Origin of the sequence: Pseudomonas sp. JH-2, from assembly GCF_036231725.1 — a bacterium.
In the GTDB taxonomy this organism is placed as follows: Bacteria; Pseudomonadota; Gammaproteobacteria; order Pseudomonadales; family Pseudomonadaceae; genus Pseudomonas; species Pseudomonas delhiensis.
Genome location: NZ_JAZAQP010000003.1, coordinates 147,648 through 160,130, shown reverse-complemented (window position 1 = coordinate 160,130; position 12,483 = coordinate 147,648). Strand labels below are relative to the sequence as shown.

The following is a 12,483-nucleotide window of genomic DNA, read 5'->3' as shown; positions in this document are numbered from 1 at the left end:
CCATGGCGGAAAAAGCAGTGAAAATGAGCGTCTTTACCTGGGAGGGTACGGACCGCAAGGGTGGGAAAGTCAAAGGGGAGCTTTCCGGTACCAACACCGCGCTGGTCAAGGCACAACTGCGCAAGCAAGGTATCAACCCGACCAAGGTACGCAAGAAAGGCATTGCGCTGTTGGGCAAGGGCAAGCGAATCAAACCCATGGACATCGCCCTGTTCACCCGGCAGATGGCCACAATGATGGGCTCGGGAGTCCCGCTGCTGCAGTCCTTCGATATAATCGCCGAAGGCTTTGACAACCCCAATATGAGAAAGCTGGTCGAGGATATTAAGCAGGAAGTGGCCTCTGGTAACAGCCTAGCCAACTCGCTACGCAAGAAACCCCAGTACTTCGACGATCTTTACTGCAATCTGGTGGATGCAGGCGAGCAGTCCGGCGCGTTGGAGACACTGCTGGACCGAGTAGCAACCTACAAGGAAAAGACTGAGTCGCTCAAGGCCAAGATCAAAAAGGCGATGACCTATCCCATTGCCGTAATAATCGTAGCAGTCGTTGTCTCTGCGATCTTGCTGATTAAAGTTGTTCCCCAATTTCAAACAGTTTTTTCCAGCTTTGGTGCAGAGTTACCCGCTTTCACCCGGATGGTTATTGGCCTATCCGAAGTTTTGCAGGAGTGGTGGTTCATCGTTCTGATTGGGCTGTTCGTGATTGCCTTCGCCCTCAAAGAAGCCCATAAGCGATCAGAAAGTTTTCGCGACTCCGTTGACCGTGGCATCTTAAAACTACCGATCGTTGGCGGCATCGTTTACAAATCCGCTGTCGCACGTTACGCCCGCACGCTGTCTACTACCTTTGCTGCCGGTGTTCCTCTGGTGGAAGCCTTGGATTCGGTATCGGGCGCCACTGGCAACGTCGTCTTCCGCAACGCGGTGAACAAGATCAAGCAAGACGTCTCTTCAGGCACCCAGCTCAACTTCTCCATGCGCACCACGGGGGTCTTTCCTACGATGGCTGTACAGATGGCTGCTATCGGTGAAGAGTCAGGCTCATTGGATGCCATGTTGGACAAAGTAGCCAACTACTACGAAGAAGAAGTCGATAACGCCGTCGACAATCTCACCACCCTGATGGAGCCGATGATCATGGCCGTTCTTGGTGTACTGGTCGGCGGCTTGGTCATCGCCATGTATCTCCCTATCTTCCAACTCGGCAACGTCGTCTAAATGCCTGTACTCGACTTCCTGGCCAGCCACGCGCTGGCCTTTGTTTTATGCGCCGCCCTCCTCGGCCTGCTGATTGGCAGCTTCCTCAACGTGGTCATCCACCGCCTGCCGAAGATGATGGAGCTCGAATGGCAACAACAGGCGCGGGATGCGCTTTCCCTGCCCCAGCCCGAGCAGAAGGCCACCTACAACCTGGTGCTGCCCAATTCCCAGTGCCCGCATTGCGGCCATGAGATCCATGCCTGGGAGAACATCCCCGTGGTCAGCTACCTGGCCCTGCGCGGCAGGTGCTCGGCCTGCAAGGCGCCGATCAGTGCGCGTTATCCGCTGGTCGAGCTGGCCACCGCCCTGCTCTCCGGTTTCGTTGCCTGGCACTTCGGCTTTACCTGGCAGGCCGGGGCCATGCTGTTGCTGACCTGGGGGCTGCTGGCCATGAGCCTGATCGACGTCGACCACCAGTTGCTGCCGGATGCGCTGGTCCTGCCGCTGCTCTGGCTGGGGTTGATCGTCAATTACTTCGGGCTTTTCGCCAGCCTGGGCGATGCGCTCTGGGGGGCGGTGTTCGGTTACCTGAGCCTGTGGTCGGTGTACTGGCTGTTCAAGCTGCTGACCGGCAAGGAAGGCATGGGCTATGGCGACTTCAAGCTGCTGGCCATGCTCGGCGCCTGGGGCGGTTGGCAGGTGTTGCCGCTGACCATCCTGTTCTCGTCCCTGGTCGGGGCCGTGCTGGGGGTCATTCTGCTGCGCCTGCGCAATGCCGAGACCGGCACGCCGATCCCCTTCGGGCCCTATCTGGCCATCGCCGGCTGGATTGCGCTGCTCTGGGGTGATCAAATAACCACTACCTATCTGCAGTTCGCCGGCTTCCGGTAATCCTGCTCGAGCGCTGCCTCTCCGGCCCGGCGTTCGCGGGACGACGGGGAGCCAGGCGCGAGGAGTACGATGAAACCCTGGATCCTTGGCCTCACCGGCGGCATCGGCAGCGGCAAGAGCGCCGCCGCCGCCCACTTCGCCAACCTCGGCGTGCACATGGTGGACGCCGACCATGCCGCGCGCTGGGTCGTCGAGCCTGGCCGGCCGGCGCTGGCGAGCATCGTGGAGCGCTTCGGCGAAGCCATGCTGCTGCCCGACGGCAGCCTCAACCGCGCGGCCCTGCGCGAGCGCATCTTCCAGTCCGCGGAGGAGCGCCGCTGGCTGGAGCAGCTGCTGCACCCGCTGATCGGCCAGGAGATCGCCAGCAACCTGGCGCAGGCCGAGTCGCCCTATGCCATCCTGGTCTCGCCGCTGCTGGTGGAGTCCGGGCAGCACCGCATGGCCCAGCGGGTGCTGGTGGTGGATACGCCCGAGCACCTGCAACTGGAGCGCACCGTGCGTCGGGACAACGTCCCCGAGGAACAGGTGCGCGCCATCCTGCAGGCGCAGGCGCAACGCGACGACCGCCTCAAGCATGCCGATGACATACTGCTGAACGACCGCGATCTCGGCCACCTGCAGCGCGAAGTGGAGCGCCTGCACGACTTCTATCTCAGCCTGCGCGGAGGACGCCCATGAGCCAGCCCCTGACCGTTGAATGCCCGACCTGCGGCGCCCCGGTGGAATGGAGCGCCAAGAGCCTCTACCGCCCCTTCTGCTCCGAGCGCTGCAAGCTCATCGACCTGGGCGCCTGGGCCGCCGAGGAGCATGCGATTCCCGGCAACGACCTGGAGGACGACGTGTTCTCCGCGGAGCTGGATGCACCGCCGCTGCGGGGGCATTGAGGGTTCGCGAGTTGAATGGGCCGGCCTGTTGGCCGGCATCGCGGATGAATCCTACGCGGGCCGAGCCATGCCATTCCCCTGTAGGAGCGCGCCCTGCGCGCGAATCGCGGGCAGGGCCCGCTCCTACAATGGGGCGACATGGGAGACGCGAATTTTGATCCAGTCACCCCCGCGAACGAGGGAGCCCAGAAGACAGTTGCTCCTACGGGTGTAGAAGAAACTCCATCGCCATGGCCACAGGGTTTCTCCAAGGCTCAACCCATCCTACGAAGAGCGCTCGGCTCAGGTGGCTCACAGTTACGCCTATGCGGTCGCCGCACAACATATTTCTGGTAGGAGCGAGCTTGCTCGCGAATGGCTTCTGCCTCGGGGCTTGATTGCGCTGTTGTGCTCGCTACGGATTTCGGCATATGAACACACAGGCACATAAACACCTATTGCAGGAAATCATCATGGAAACCGTTCGCTGGAACGTCGCCGTCTCGGCCGATACCGACCAGGCGCTACGCATGTTCCTGGCCAGCCAGGGCGGAGGGCGAAAGGGCGACCTGTCGCGTTTCATCGAGGAGGCGGTGCGGGCCCATATCCTGGAACTGAGCGCCGAACAGGCCAAGGCCGCCAACGCCCAGCGGAGCGAAGCCGAACTGGCTGGTGCGGTCGACGAAGCGCTGGCCTGGGCACGCAAGCGCTGATGCGGGTCGTGCTGGATAGCAACATCCTGTTCAGTGCCCTCATCTCGCCCCATGGCGCGCCCGACGCCATCTATCGCGCGTGGTGGGCAACATTGCGGGCCGTGGCAAGCTCATCGACCTCGGAGCCCGGGCCGTCGAGGAGTCGAATGCGTCGCCGCTGCAGGGGCATTGCGGATGAATCCGCCCGGCGGGGACAGGCTTAGCTTGCTCGCGAATGAGCCTCACTGCGGAATCTGTTCGCGAGCAAGCTCGCTCCTACGAAGAGCATCTCGGTGCAGGTTGTTTCGACAGTGCCCGCACGCTCCCACCATCAACAGCAAGGACGGCATTCCCCGTCATCCGGTACCGGCGATGGGTATCGCTTCGCTCCACCCATCCTACGAACGGACTCGGTGCAACGTCACGGCCGCATGAACGCGTAATCGCGCTCCTCGTCGAGGTTCTCGGCCAGGAATTGCAGTTCGTGCGCCAGGTCTTCTTCCGTGCGCACCTGGGCGTTGGCCCGTACCACCGAGCTGAGCAGGGCGCGCAGCACCAGTTGCGTGTCCATGCCGGCCGCCTCGGCTTCCACCAGCAGTTCGTGAAGGCGCTGTTCGGCCCAACTGTGAATGCTCATGCCGTTCTCCATCGCTGTGGGGCAGCAGAGTGTCCCGGCGTGACGCTTGCGGCGAACTGACCTGGATCAATCCGAGGAAAGGGATGACAGCTGCGAATCAGCTGTCATCAACGCCGGTCATCCTCGTCGTCCCTGCCCTCGTCCTTCTTCTCTTCCTTCCAGGGCGCCTGCAGGTAGCGGGTGCGGTTGAAGGTTTCCAGCCAGTCAGGGTAGAAGACCACCAGGCCGGTGACCACGGTGCCGTTGATGAAGGCCTCGGGGAACATGATCAGCCACAGGTAGCCGATGAAGTCGTCCAGCCAGGGCGGCATCGGGAAGATGCCGTCGACCCACAGCAGGCCCAGGCCCAGCAGCATGCTGCACAGGGCCGCCAGCGCCGCGGGGAAGAAGCCCGAGCAGAAGATGTAGACGAACAGGTTGCGCGGCTGGCGGCGCTCGACGAACAGCGCCGCCATTTCGGTGATGAACACCGGCACCAGCACCAGCAGCACGCCGTTGACGCCGATCGCCGCCCAGTCCTGGCGCCCCAGCAGGCACAGGCCGAGCTGCGCCACCAGGCCGACGAGCAGCGCCAACGGCCAGTCCAGCAGCAGGGTCACCGCGGTCATGCCGATGAAATGGAAGGACAGCCCCGAGGCGAAGTCCCTGCGCACCAGCCACAGCAGGAACAACGCCAGCATGGTGCCGAACACCAGGTGCTGGCGGCGGAAGTCGCTGACCAGTTCCACCCAGGGCGTGCGCCACGCGGCAAGCGCCAGCGCGGGCAGGTAGAGCGCCCAGCCCAGGGCCAGGCTCTCTTCCGAGAGCAGTTGCGCGGCTATCACGGGCGGACCTGCTCCAGGGCCTCACGCAGCGCGGGCGCGGAATCGTAGGCCTGGGTGGCGGTCACCCTGCCCTGCTGCAGGCTTATCCACAGCACGCTGTCCGCCGGCACCTGGAAGTGGCTGGCCACCCGCGGCTCGCGGTCGAGCAGCACGCGGTAGTTGTAGTCGCGCATGGCCGGCACGGCGAACATCTTCGAGACCAGCGAGGGCATGCGGCTGATGTCGGCGACGAAGACCGCGTGCCGCTGCTCCAGGTAGCCCTGCGGGCGGCCTTCGAGCGCCGCCTTGAGCAGTTTGCCGCCGGCCATGTCGCGGGCGACCAGCAGAACCTTCAGGTCGTCGTTCTGGGTGTAGGGCTTTTCGTACTGGTCGAGCAGCGTCCACCCCACCGGGGGCCTCTCCTCGCCGGCGGCCAGGCCCAGCAGCGGGACCAGGAACAACAACAGTGCGGCACACAGGCTTCTCATGCTCAGGCTCCAGCGGAATAGACCAGGATGTCGTCGCGCCGCCCCCAGCCGGCCTGGCCCTCCCAGAAGGCCAGGGCTTCGGGCGCGTCGCGCAATACGAAGACATGGGACTTGCCGATGCCCAGCCGCGCCAGGCGTGCCAGCGCCTCGTCGAGCAGGCGCCGGGCCAGCCCGCGGCCCCGGTAGGGCGCATCCACCACCAGGTGCTGCAGGTAGCCGCGGCGGCCGTCGTGGCCGACCAGCAGGCTGCCGACCAATTGCCCCTCGGCCTCCAGCACCAGGCTGAGGCCGGGGTTGCGCGCCAGGTAGGCGGCGAAGGGTTCGAAGTCGTCGTCGCGGCGCAGCTGGATGCCCGGCGTGCGCGCCCAGAGGGCGATGAGCCGCGGGTGATCGGCGGTCGATGCGCTGCGCAGGAACATGCTGAAGGGCTCCGGGGAAGGATCGCCACAGTGTACACAGGGCGCCGCCAACTCCGGCACTTTTGCCCGGCCATGGGGTGAGGCGCCATGTCGCAGCGGGACCGAAGCGCCAGCAGCGGCTAAGCTGTTGATATGAATGAAACCGATTACCTGCACCTGCTCCGGCGCCAGGCGGAACTGGCCAATGAGTTCCTCTCCAACGCGCGCAAGTGGGACCGGGAGTGCTGGGCCTGCGAGCGCCTGCTGCAGACGCTCAAGGTGCCCTTTCGCCAGGAGGAGTTCATCGCGCCGGAACAGCAGCCGCCGGACGTGCTGTTCCGCGACGCCTGCTTCGAGGTGTTCTTCGTCCTCGACGAGGGCCGCCGGCTCAACGAGGAATGGCGCGAGGAGCTGCAGCGCCGGCGCCTGGCCCAGAGCCTGCGCCAGCTGATCCGCCGCGAGCAGAAGCCGCGGCGGATCAACTGCAGCGAGCTGCAGCGGCGCCTGGCGCCGACCCTGCGCAAGAAGGCGCACAACTACAGCGAGCGCGGCATCGACCCGGGCGAGCTGGACCTGCTCGCCTTCGTCAGCCTCAAGCGCGAGACCCCGGACTTCAACACCCCTTTTCCGCCGCCCACGGAGTTCCTGCGTCAGGGCTGGCGTTCGCTGTCGCTGGTGGGGCCGAACTTCGCCCGGGTGATCTTCGCCCACGAGGACGCCCCGGATTTCCTGCGCAGCCAGCTCGGCCGCGTAGTGCTGCTCGACAATGGTGTCGGGCTCTGACCGACGGGTCGGATTGAGCGCGAGCCAACACCCGACTAGAATGCTCGGCATTAGAAACGGAGGCCGCCCATGCCCAGTCGCTTGAGCCCCGAAGACCAGCAGAAGGTCGAGCAGTACCTCAGCTCGCCCGTTCACCAAGTCGAGCGTGCACCTTTCAAGCCCTGGCTGATGATGGCCGGGCTCACCCTCGTGGTCATCGTCCTGGGACTGCTCAGCCGCCTCCTGGCCTACCTCGCGCACTGAGCGCCGCCGGCCCGCACAGGATTCCCTAGCTATGAGTACGTCCCATGTCCCATCGTATCGTGATCGTCGGCGGCGGCGCCGGCGGGCTGGAGCTCGCGACCCGTCTCGGCCGCACCCTGGGTAAAAAGGGTCGCGCCCAGGTCACCCTGGTCGACGCCAACCTCACCCACATCTGGAAACCCCTGCTGCACGAAGTGGCCGCCGGCTCGCTCAACTCCGCGGAGGATGAGCTGAACTACGTCGCCCAGGCGAAATGGAACCACTTCCAGTTCCAGCTCGGCCGGATGAGCGGGCTGGACCGCGCGACCAAGCGCATCCAGCTGGCCGCCACCCTCGACGAGGATGGCAGCGAGCTGCTGCCGGCGCGCACCCTGGGCTACGACACCCTGGTCCTGGCCATCGGCAGCACCACCAACGACTTCGGCACCGCCGGGGCCGCGCAGCACTGCATCTTCCTGGACACCCGCGAGCAGGCCGAGCGCTTCCACAAGCAGTTGCTCACCCACTACCTGCGCGCCCATGCCCGCCAGGGCGAGGACGACCAGATCAGCGTGGCCATCGTCGGCGCCGGCGCCACCGGCGTCGAGCTGTCGGCCGAGCTGCACCATGCCGCGCAGGAGCTGGCGGCCTACGGGCTGAATGGCATCCAGCCGGAGAACATGCGCATCACCCTGATCGAGGCCGGCCCGCGGGTGCTGCCGGCGCTGCCCGAGCGCATCAGCCAGCCGGTGCACCGCACCCTGGAGAAGCTCGGCGTGCGCGTGCTGGTCGGCTCGCCGGTCAGCGAGGTGACCGGCGAGGGGCTGAAGACCGCCAGCGGCGAGTTCATCCCCGCCAGCCTCAAGGTCTGGGCCGCCGGCATCCGCGCCTCCAGCCTGCTCAAGGACCTGGACGGCCTGGAGAGCAACCGCATCAACCAGCTGGTGGTGCGCCCGACCCTGCAGACCACCCGCGACGAGAACATCTTCGCCTTCGGCGACTGCGCCGCCTGCCCGCTCGGCGACGGCAGCGAACGCACCGTGCCACCGCGCGCCCAGGCCGCGCACCAGCAGGCCTCGCTGCTGGCCAAGTCGCTGGTGGCGCGCCTGGAAGGCAAGCCGCTGGGGGAATACCGCTACACCGACTACGGCTCGCTGATCTCGCTGTCGCGCTTCAGCGCGGTGGGCAACCTGATGGGTAACCTGATGGGCAGCGTGAAGCTGGAAGGCTGGCTGGCGCGGATGTTCTACATCTCGCTGTACCGCATGCACCAGATGGCGCTGTATGGCTTTACCCGCACGGCGCTGATGATGATCGGCGACCGTATCGGGCGCAGTACCGAGCCGAGGCTGAAGCTGCACTGACGCGCCGGGAAACGGCGGATAACCGCGAACGGTTATGCGCCCTACGCCAGGGGCCCGTACACCTGTAGAAGCGGATTCATCCGCTCCGTGCTCCCTGTAGGAGCGGGCCCTGCCCGCGATTCGCGCGCAGGGCGCGCTCCTACAGGAGGGTTCGGCGGTGGGCCTATTGTTCGCGAGCACGCTCGCTCCTACGAAAAGCCGTGCGCGACCGAAGCATAACGTTCGCGATGTTTTTCCAGGCATGAAAAAGCCGCCCCGAGGGGCGGCTTTTTCGTGCCACTGGCTTGCCTTACAGCGCGGCTACCAGCGCCGGGGCCGGCAGGCCCTGGAAGTCGATCGACATCATCAGGCTCAGCACGCTGATGGCGATGATGGAGAACGCGAACAGCTTGCGCGCCCACAGGCGATCGTCTTCGGCGCGGAAGCCCGAGACGGCGATGAACAGCCACCAGGCGCTGACCGCCAGGGCCACCACCAGGTAACCGTAGCCGGCGAAGCCGGTCACGGTCAGCAGCAGGGTGGCGGCGCCGAAGGCCAGCACGTAGTAGAGGATCTGCCGCTTGGTCGCCTCGATGCCGCGCGCCACCGGCCACACCGGGATACCTGCCGCCTTGTAGTCGTTCAGGCGGAAGATGGCGATGGCGTAGGAGTGCGGCATCTGCCACAGGCAGAAGATCAGCAGCAGCACCGCGGCGCCCATGTCGAAATGACCGGCCGCGGCGCAGTAGCCCACCACCGGTGGCATGGCCCCGGAGAGGCTGCCCACCAGGGTGCCGTAGATCGACGTGCGCTTGAGCCAGAGGCTGTAGAAGCCGACGTAGACGACGAAGCCGAACGCCGCCATCAGGGTCGCCTGCACGTTGGTCTTCCACCCCAGCAGGCCGAAGCCCGCCAGGCCGAGCACCACGCCGTGGGCCAGGGCGGCCTTCAGCGAGATCTGCCCGGTCACGGTCACGCGGCCGCGGGTACGCTCCATGTGGCGGTCGATGTCACGGTCGATGCAGTTGTTCAGCACGCAACCACTGGCCACCACCAGCGACAGCCCGACCACCGTCGCCAGCAGCAGCATCGGGTCGACACTGCCGCGCGCGGCGAGGAAGAAGCCCCCCGCCACGGCGATCAGGTTGCCGAAGATGATGCCTGGCTTGGTCACCAGGAGATAACGCTTCAGCTTCACGTCGTCAGCCTCAGTTCACCATCGGCATCATCAGGGTGTCGGCGCTGAAGATGATCCACAGCGACAGGCCCACCACCAGCAGGATGACGATCAGCGTGAAGATGAACGCCATCACGTTCCAGCGGCCTTCCGAGGACATGTTCATGTGCAGGAAGCACACCAGGTGCACCACCACCTGCACCAGGCCGAGGATGACCATGGCGAGGATGGTCGCGTGGCGGGTGAAACCGCCGTCCATGACCATGTAGAACGGAATCGCGGTGAGGATGATCGACAGCACGAAACCGATTGCGTAGGAACCCAGGCTGCCGTGGCCGGCGCCGTGGTTGTCGTGTGCAGCGGCGCTCATTACACGGCCCCCATCAGGTAGACGACTGTGAATACGCAGATCCAGACGATGTCCAGGAAGTGCCAGAACAGGCTCAGGCACATCATCCGGGTGTTGTTCTGCGCGGTGAGGCCACGAGTGCCGATCTGCGCCATCAGCACCAGCATCCACAGCAGGCCGGCACTCACGTGCAGGCCGTGCATGCCGACCAGGGTGAAGAAGGACGACAGGAAGGCGCTGCGGCTCGGGCCGAAGCCTTCGACGATCAGGTGATGGAACTCGTTGACTTCCATCGCGATGAACGCGGCACCGCAGAGGAAGGTCACGCCCAGCCAGGCGATGGCCTTGGCCTTGGCACCCTTGTGCGCGGCCAGCATGGCCAGGCCGTAGGTGCAGCTGGAGATCAGCAGGATCGCGGTTTCGACGGCCACGTAGGGCAGTTCGAAGATGTCCTTGCCGCTGGGGCCGCCGGCCGTATGGCCGACGAGCACAGCGTAGGTGGCGAAGACACTGGCGAACAGGATGCAGTCGGTCATCAGGTACAGCCAGAAGCCGAAGACCGTCATGCCACCCGCGTCGTGGTGTTCGTGATCGTGGTCATGCCCCGCTTCGTGGGCGACCGAGTGTTTGCTCAATACTGCCGTAGACATGGATCAGACCTGTTTGGCGAGTTGCTGGAAGTGGCGGTTCTCGATGCGCTCGATCTCGTCCGGCTGGACGTAGTAGTCCAGGTCGGTGACGTAGCTGCGCACGATGACGGAGGCGATCATGCCGACGAAGCCGATGCCCGCGAGCCACCAGATGTGCCAGATCGCAGCGAAGCCGAAGATGAAGGCGAACAGCGCGATGGAGAAGCCAGCGGCGGTGTTCTTCGGCATGTGGATCGGCTTGTAGGACGCCGGAGCCTGGTAGGCGCGGCCGTTCTGCTTCATTTCGTGGAAGGCGTCGACGTCACGCACCACCGGCAGCTCGGCGAAGTTGTAGTACGGCGGCGGCGAGGAAGTGGACCACTCCAGGGTGCGGCCGCCCCACGGGTCGCCGGTCACGTCGGCCAGTTGCTTGCGGTTCTTGATCGAGACGAACAGCTGGATCAGCTGGCTGAGGATGCCGAACAGGATCAGCACGGCGCCGAAGAAGGCCACCACCAGGTACGGCTTCCACAGCGGGTTGTCGTAGTGGTTCAGGCGACGGGTCATGCCCATGAAGCCGAGGATGTACAGCGGCATGAAGGCCATGTAGAAGCCGACCAGCCAGCACCAGAACGAACGCTTGCCCCACTTCTCGTCCAGCTTGAAGCCGAAGGCTTTCGGGAACCAGAAGGCGAAGCCGGCCAGGTAGCCGAACACCGCGCCACCGATGATGGTGTTGTGGAAGTGGGCGATCAGGAACAGGCTGTTGTGCAGCAGGAAGTCGGCACCCGGGATGGCCAGCAGAACGCCGGTCATGCCACCGATGGTGAAGGTGACCATGAAGCCCAGGGTCCACAGGATCGGGGTGTCGAAGCGCAGGCGGCCACGGTAGATGGTGAACAGCCAGTTGAACAGCTTCACCCCGGTGGGGATGGAGATCAGCATGGTCGCAACGCCGAAGAAGCCGTTGACGTCGCCGCCCGAACCCATGGTGAAGAAGTGGTGCAGCCACACGGTGAAGCCGAGGAAGGTGATCGCGGCGCTCGCCCACACCATCGAGGTGTAGCCGAACATGCGCTTGCCGGCGAAGGTGGCGGTGACTTCGGAGAAGATACCGAAGGCCGGCAGGATCAGGATGTACACCTCGGGATGGCCCCAGGCCCAGAAGAGGTTGATGTACATCATGGCGTTGCCGCCGAGCTCGTTGGTGAAGAAGTGCATGTCCAGGTAGCGGTCCAGCGACAGCAGGCCCAGGGCCGCGGTCAGGATCGGGAAGGACGCGACGATCAGGATGTTGGCGAAGGTGCAGGTCCAGGTGAAGATCGGCATCTGCATCAGCTTCATGCCCGGGGTGCGCATCTTGAACACGGTGACCAGGAAGTTGATGCCGGTCAGCAGCGTGCCCATGCCGGATATCTGCAAGGCCCAGATGTAGTAGTCCACACCCACGCCCGGGCTGTAGGCCAGCTCGGACAGCGGCGGGTAGGCCACCCAGCCGGTACGGGCGAACTCGCCCAGGCCCAGGGACACGTTGACCAGCATCGCACTGACCACCAGCAGCCAGAAGCTGAGGGAGTTCAGGAACGGGAAGGCCACGTCGCGGGCGCCGATCTGCAGCGGCACCGCCAGGTTCATCAGGCCGGTCATGAAGGGCATGGCCATGAAGATGATCATGATCATGCCGTGGGCGGTGAAGATCTGGTCGTAGTGCTCAGGCGGCAGGAAGCCGTGGTTGGCGCCTTCGGCCAGGGCCAGCTGGCCGCGCATCATGATGGCGTCGGCGAAGCCGCGCAGCAGCATGATCAGGGCGACGATGATGTACATCACGCCGATTTTCTTGTGGTCGATGGAGGTCAGCCATTCGGTCCACAGGTAGGTCCACTTGCGGTAGTAGGTGACCGCGCCGACGACGCCGATGCCCAACAGGGCAACGACCGCCAGCGTGACCATGATGATCGGCTCGTGATAAGGCACGGCCGACAGAGTCAGTTTCCCGAACATCTGCG

Annotated in this window: 16 protein-coding genes and 1 pseudogene; 9 read left to right on the top strand and 8 right to left on the bottom strand. The window is 64.7% G+C overall.

The window, feature by feature from the left end:
- Nucleotides 1–2: 2 nt before the first annotated feature.
- From VV867_RS03590 to VV867_RS03565, 6 genes and pseudogenes are all read left to right on the top strand, one after another.
- Nucleotides 3–1,220: a type II secretion system F family protein gene (locus tag VV867_RS03590; protein WP_328565636.1), complete on the top strand. Its 1,218-nt coding sequence runs from the start codon at nucleotides 3–5 to the stop codon at nucleotides 1,218–1,220.
- Entirely contained in the window at nucleotides 1,221–2,093 is an 873-nt protein-coding gene (locus tag VV867_RS03585; protein WP_328565635.1) for a prepilin peptidase, read from the top strand.
- 69 nt (nucleotides 2,094–2,162) lie between these two features.
- Nucleotides 2,163–2,771, top strand: a complete 609-nt coding sequence (gene coaE / locus VV867_RS03580) for a dephospho-CoA kinase (protein ID WP_089390517.1) — start codon at nucleotides 2,163–2,165, stop codon at nucleotides 2,769–2,771.
- Nucleotides 2,768–2,977 (top strand): DNA gyrase inhibitor YacG, encoded by a 210-nt coding sequence (gene yacG / locus VV867_RS03575; RefSeq protein ID WP_089390516.1) that lies wholly within the window; start codon nucleotides 2,768–2,770, stop codon nucleotides 2,975–2,977. Before coaE ends, yacG begins: the two co-directional genes overlap by 4 nt.
- Before the next feature lie 452 nt (nucleotides 2,978–3,429).
- Nucleotides 3,430–3,669 (top strand): ribbon-helix-helix domain-containing protein, encoded by a 240-nt coding sequence (locus VV867_RS03570; RefSeq protein ID WP_275627642.1) that lies wholly within the window; start codon nucleotides 3,430–3,432, stop codon nucleotides 3,667–3,669.
- Nucleotides 3,669–3,782: pseudogene (locus VV867_RS03565) on the top strand (putative toxin-antitoxin system toxin component, PIN family); the annotation flags it as partial. The gene VV867_RS03570 and the pseudogene VV867_RS03565, both read left to right, overlap by 1 nt.
- Before the next feature lie 287 nt (nucleotides 3,783–4,069).
- On the opposite strand, the gene VV867_RS03560 reads toward VV867_RS03565, so the two are convergent.
- The 4 genes from VV867_RS03560 to VV867_RS03545 form a co-directional block, all read right to left on the bottom strand.
- Complete coding sequence (locus VV867_RS03560; protein WP_109934229.1) at nucleotides 4,070–4,285, bottom strand: hypothetical protein; 216 nt, start codon at nucleotides 4,283–4,285, stop codon at nucleotides 4,070–4,072.
- 107 nt (nucleotides 4,286–4,392) lie between these two features.
- Complete coding sequence (locus VV867_RS03555) at nucleotides 4,393–5,109, bottom strand: energy-coupling factor ABC transporter permease (protein WP_328565634.1); 717 nt, start codon at nucleotides 5,107–5,109, stop codon at nucleotides 4,393–4,395.
- A complete protein-coding gene (locus VV867_RS03550; protein ID WP_328565633.1) occupies nucleotides 5,106–5,576 on the bottom strand; it encodes an FAD/FMN-containing dehydrogenase in 471 nt (156 codons plus the stop codon). Before VV867_RS03550 ends, VV867_RS03555 begins: the two co-directional genes overlap by 4 nt.
- A gap of 2 nt (nucleotides 5,577–5,578) precedes the next feature.
- Nucleotides 5,579–5,995: a GNAT family N-acetyltransferase gene (locus tag VV867_RS03545; protein ID WP_328565632.1), complete on the bottom strand. Its 417-nt coding sequence runs from the start codon at nucleotides 5,993–5,995 to the stop codon at nucleotides 5,579–5,581.
- 132 nt (nucleotides 5,996–6,127) lie between these two features.
- On the opposite strand from VV867_RS03545, the gene VV867_RS03540 reads away from it, so the two are divergent.
- From VV867_RS03540 to VV867_RS03530, 3 genes are all read left to right on the top strand, one after another.
- Nucleotides 6,128–6,757, top strand: a complete 630-nt coding sequence (locus VV867_RS03540; protein WP_089390510.1) for a DUF1780 domain-containing protein — start codon at nucleotides 6,128–6,130, stop codon at nucleotides 6,755–6,757.
- A gap of 69 nt (nucleotides 6,758–6,826) precedes the next feature.
- Nucleotides 6,827–7,000, top strand: a complete 174-nt coding sequence (locus VV867_RS03535; RefSeq protein WP_009617611.1) for a DUF3094 family protein — start codon at nucleotides 6,827–6,829, stop codon at nucleotides 6,998–7,000.
- Between the two features lie 44 nt (nucleotides 7,001–7,044).
- Nucleotides 7,045–8,343: an NAD(P)/FAD-dependent oxidoreductase gene (locus VV867_RS03530; RefSeq protein ID WP_328565631.1), complete on the top strand. Its 1,299-nt coding sequence runs from the start codon at nucleotides 7,045–7,047 to the stop codon at nucleotides 8,341–8,343.
- 289 nt (nucleotides 8,344–8,632) lie between these two features.
- Here VV867_RS03530 and cyoE read toward each other — a convergent pair whose 3' ends face one another.
- The 4 genes from cyoE to cyoB are packed head-to-tail and all read right to left on the bottom strand — an operon-like array spanning nucleotide 8,633 to nucleotide 12,478.
- Nucleotides 8,633–9,520 (bottom strand): heme o synthase, encoded by an 888-nt coding sequence (gene cyoE / locus VV867_RS03525; protein ID WP_328565630.1) that lies wholly within the window; start codon nucleotides 9,518–9,520, stop codon nucleotides 8,633–8,635.
- Between the two features lie 10 nt (nucleotides 9,521–9,530).
- Nucleotides 9,531–9,869 carry a cytochrome o ubiquinol oxidase subunit IV gene (gene cyoD / locus VV867_RS03520; RefSeq protein WP_328565629.1) on the bottom strand — a complete coding sequence of 113 codons (339 nt, stop codon included), beginning with the start codon at nucleotides 9,867–9,869 and terminating at the stop codon, nucleotides 9,531–9,533.
- Nucleotides 9,869–10,498 (bottom strand): cytochrome o ubiquinol oxidase subunit III, encoded by a 630-nt coding sequence (gene cyoC / locus VV867_RS03515; protein ID WP_109934234.1) that lies wholly within the window; start codon nucleotides 10,496–10,498, stop codon nucleotides 9,869–9,871. The genes cyoD and cyoC overlap by 1 nt, the downstream gene beginning before the upstream one ends.
- Before the next feature lie 3 nt (nucleotides 10,499–10,501).
- Entirely contained in the window at nucleotides 10,502–12,478 is a 1,977-nt protein-coding gene (gene cyoB / locus VV867_RS03510) for a cytochrome o ubiquinol oxidase subunit I (protein ID WP_328565628.1), read from the bottom strand.
- Between the last annotated feature and the right edge of the window lie 5 nt (nucleotides 12,479–12,483).

What these genes read in the sequence shown, in the direction of transcription:
- VV867_RS03590 (WP_328565636.1), top strand. Translation starts at nt 3, where the DNA reads ATGGCGGAAAAAGCAGTGAAAATGAGCGTCTTTACCTGGGAGGGTACG.
- VV867_RS03585 (WP_328565635.1), top strand. Translation starts at nt 1,221, where the DNA reads ATGCCTGTACTCGACTTCCTGGCCAGCCACGCGCTGGCCTTTGTTTTA.
- coaE (WP_089390517.1), top strand. Translation starts at nt 2,163, where the DNA reads ATGAAACCCTGGATCCTTGGCCTCACCGGCGGCATCGGCAGCGGCAAG.
- yacG (WP_089390516.1), top strand. Translation starts at nt 2,768, where the DNA reads ATGAGCCAGCCCCTGACCGTTGAATGCCCGACCTGCGGCGCCCCGGTG.
- VV867_RS03570 (WP_275627642.1), top strand. Translation starts at nt 3,430, where the DNA reads ATGGAAACCGTTCGCTGGAACGTCGCCGTCTCGGCCGATACCGACCAG.
- VV867_RS03560 (WP_109934229.1), bottom strand. Translation starts at nt 4,285, where the DNA reads ATGAGCATTCACAGTTGGGCCGAACAGCGCCTTCACGAACTGCTGGTG.
- VV867_RS03550 (WP_328565633.1), bottom strand. Translation starts at nt 5,576, where the DNA reads ATGAGAAGCCTGTGTGCCGCACTGTTGTTGTTCCTGGTCCCGCTGCTG.
- VV867_RS03545 (WP_328565632.1), bottom strand. Translation starts at nt 5,995, where the DNA reads ATGTTCCTGCGCAGCGCATCGACCGCCGATCACCCGCGGCTCATCGCC.
- VV867_RS03540 (WP_089390510.1), top strand. Translation starts at nt 6,128, where the DNA reads ATGAATGAAACCGATTACCTGCACCTGCTCCGGCGCCAGGCGGAACTG.
- VV867_RS03535 (WP_009617611.1), top strand. Translation starts at nt 6,827, where the DNA reads ATGCCCAGTCGCTTGAGCCCCGAAGACCAGCAGAAGGTCGAGCAGTAC.
- VV867_RS03530 (WP_328565631.1), top strand. Translation starts at nt 7,045, where the DNA reads ATGTCCCATCGTATCGTGATCGTCGGCGGCGGCGCCGGCGGGCTGGAG.
- cyoD (WP_328565629.1), bottom strand. Translation starts at nt 9,869, where the DNA reads ATGAGCGCCGCTGCACACGACAACCACGGCGCCGGCCACGGCAGCCTG.
- cyoC (WP_109934234.1), bottom strand. Translation starts at nt 10,498, where the DNA reads ATGTCTACGGCAGTATTGAGCAAACACTCGGTCGCCCACGAAGCGGGG.
- cyoB (WP_328565628.1), bottom strand. Translation starts at nt 12,478, where the DNA reads ATGTTCGGGAAACTGACTCTGTCGGCCGTGCCTTATCACGAGCCGATC.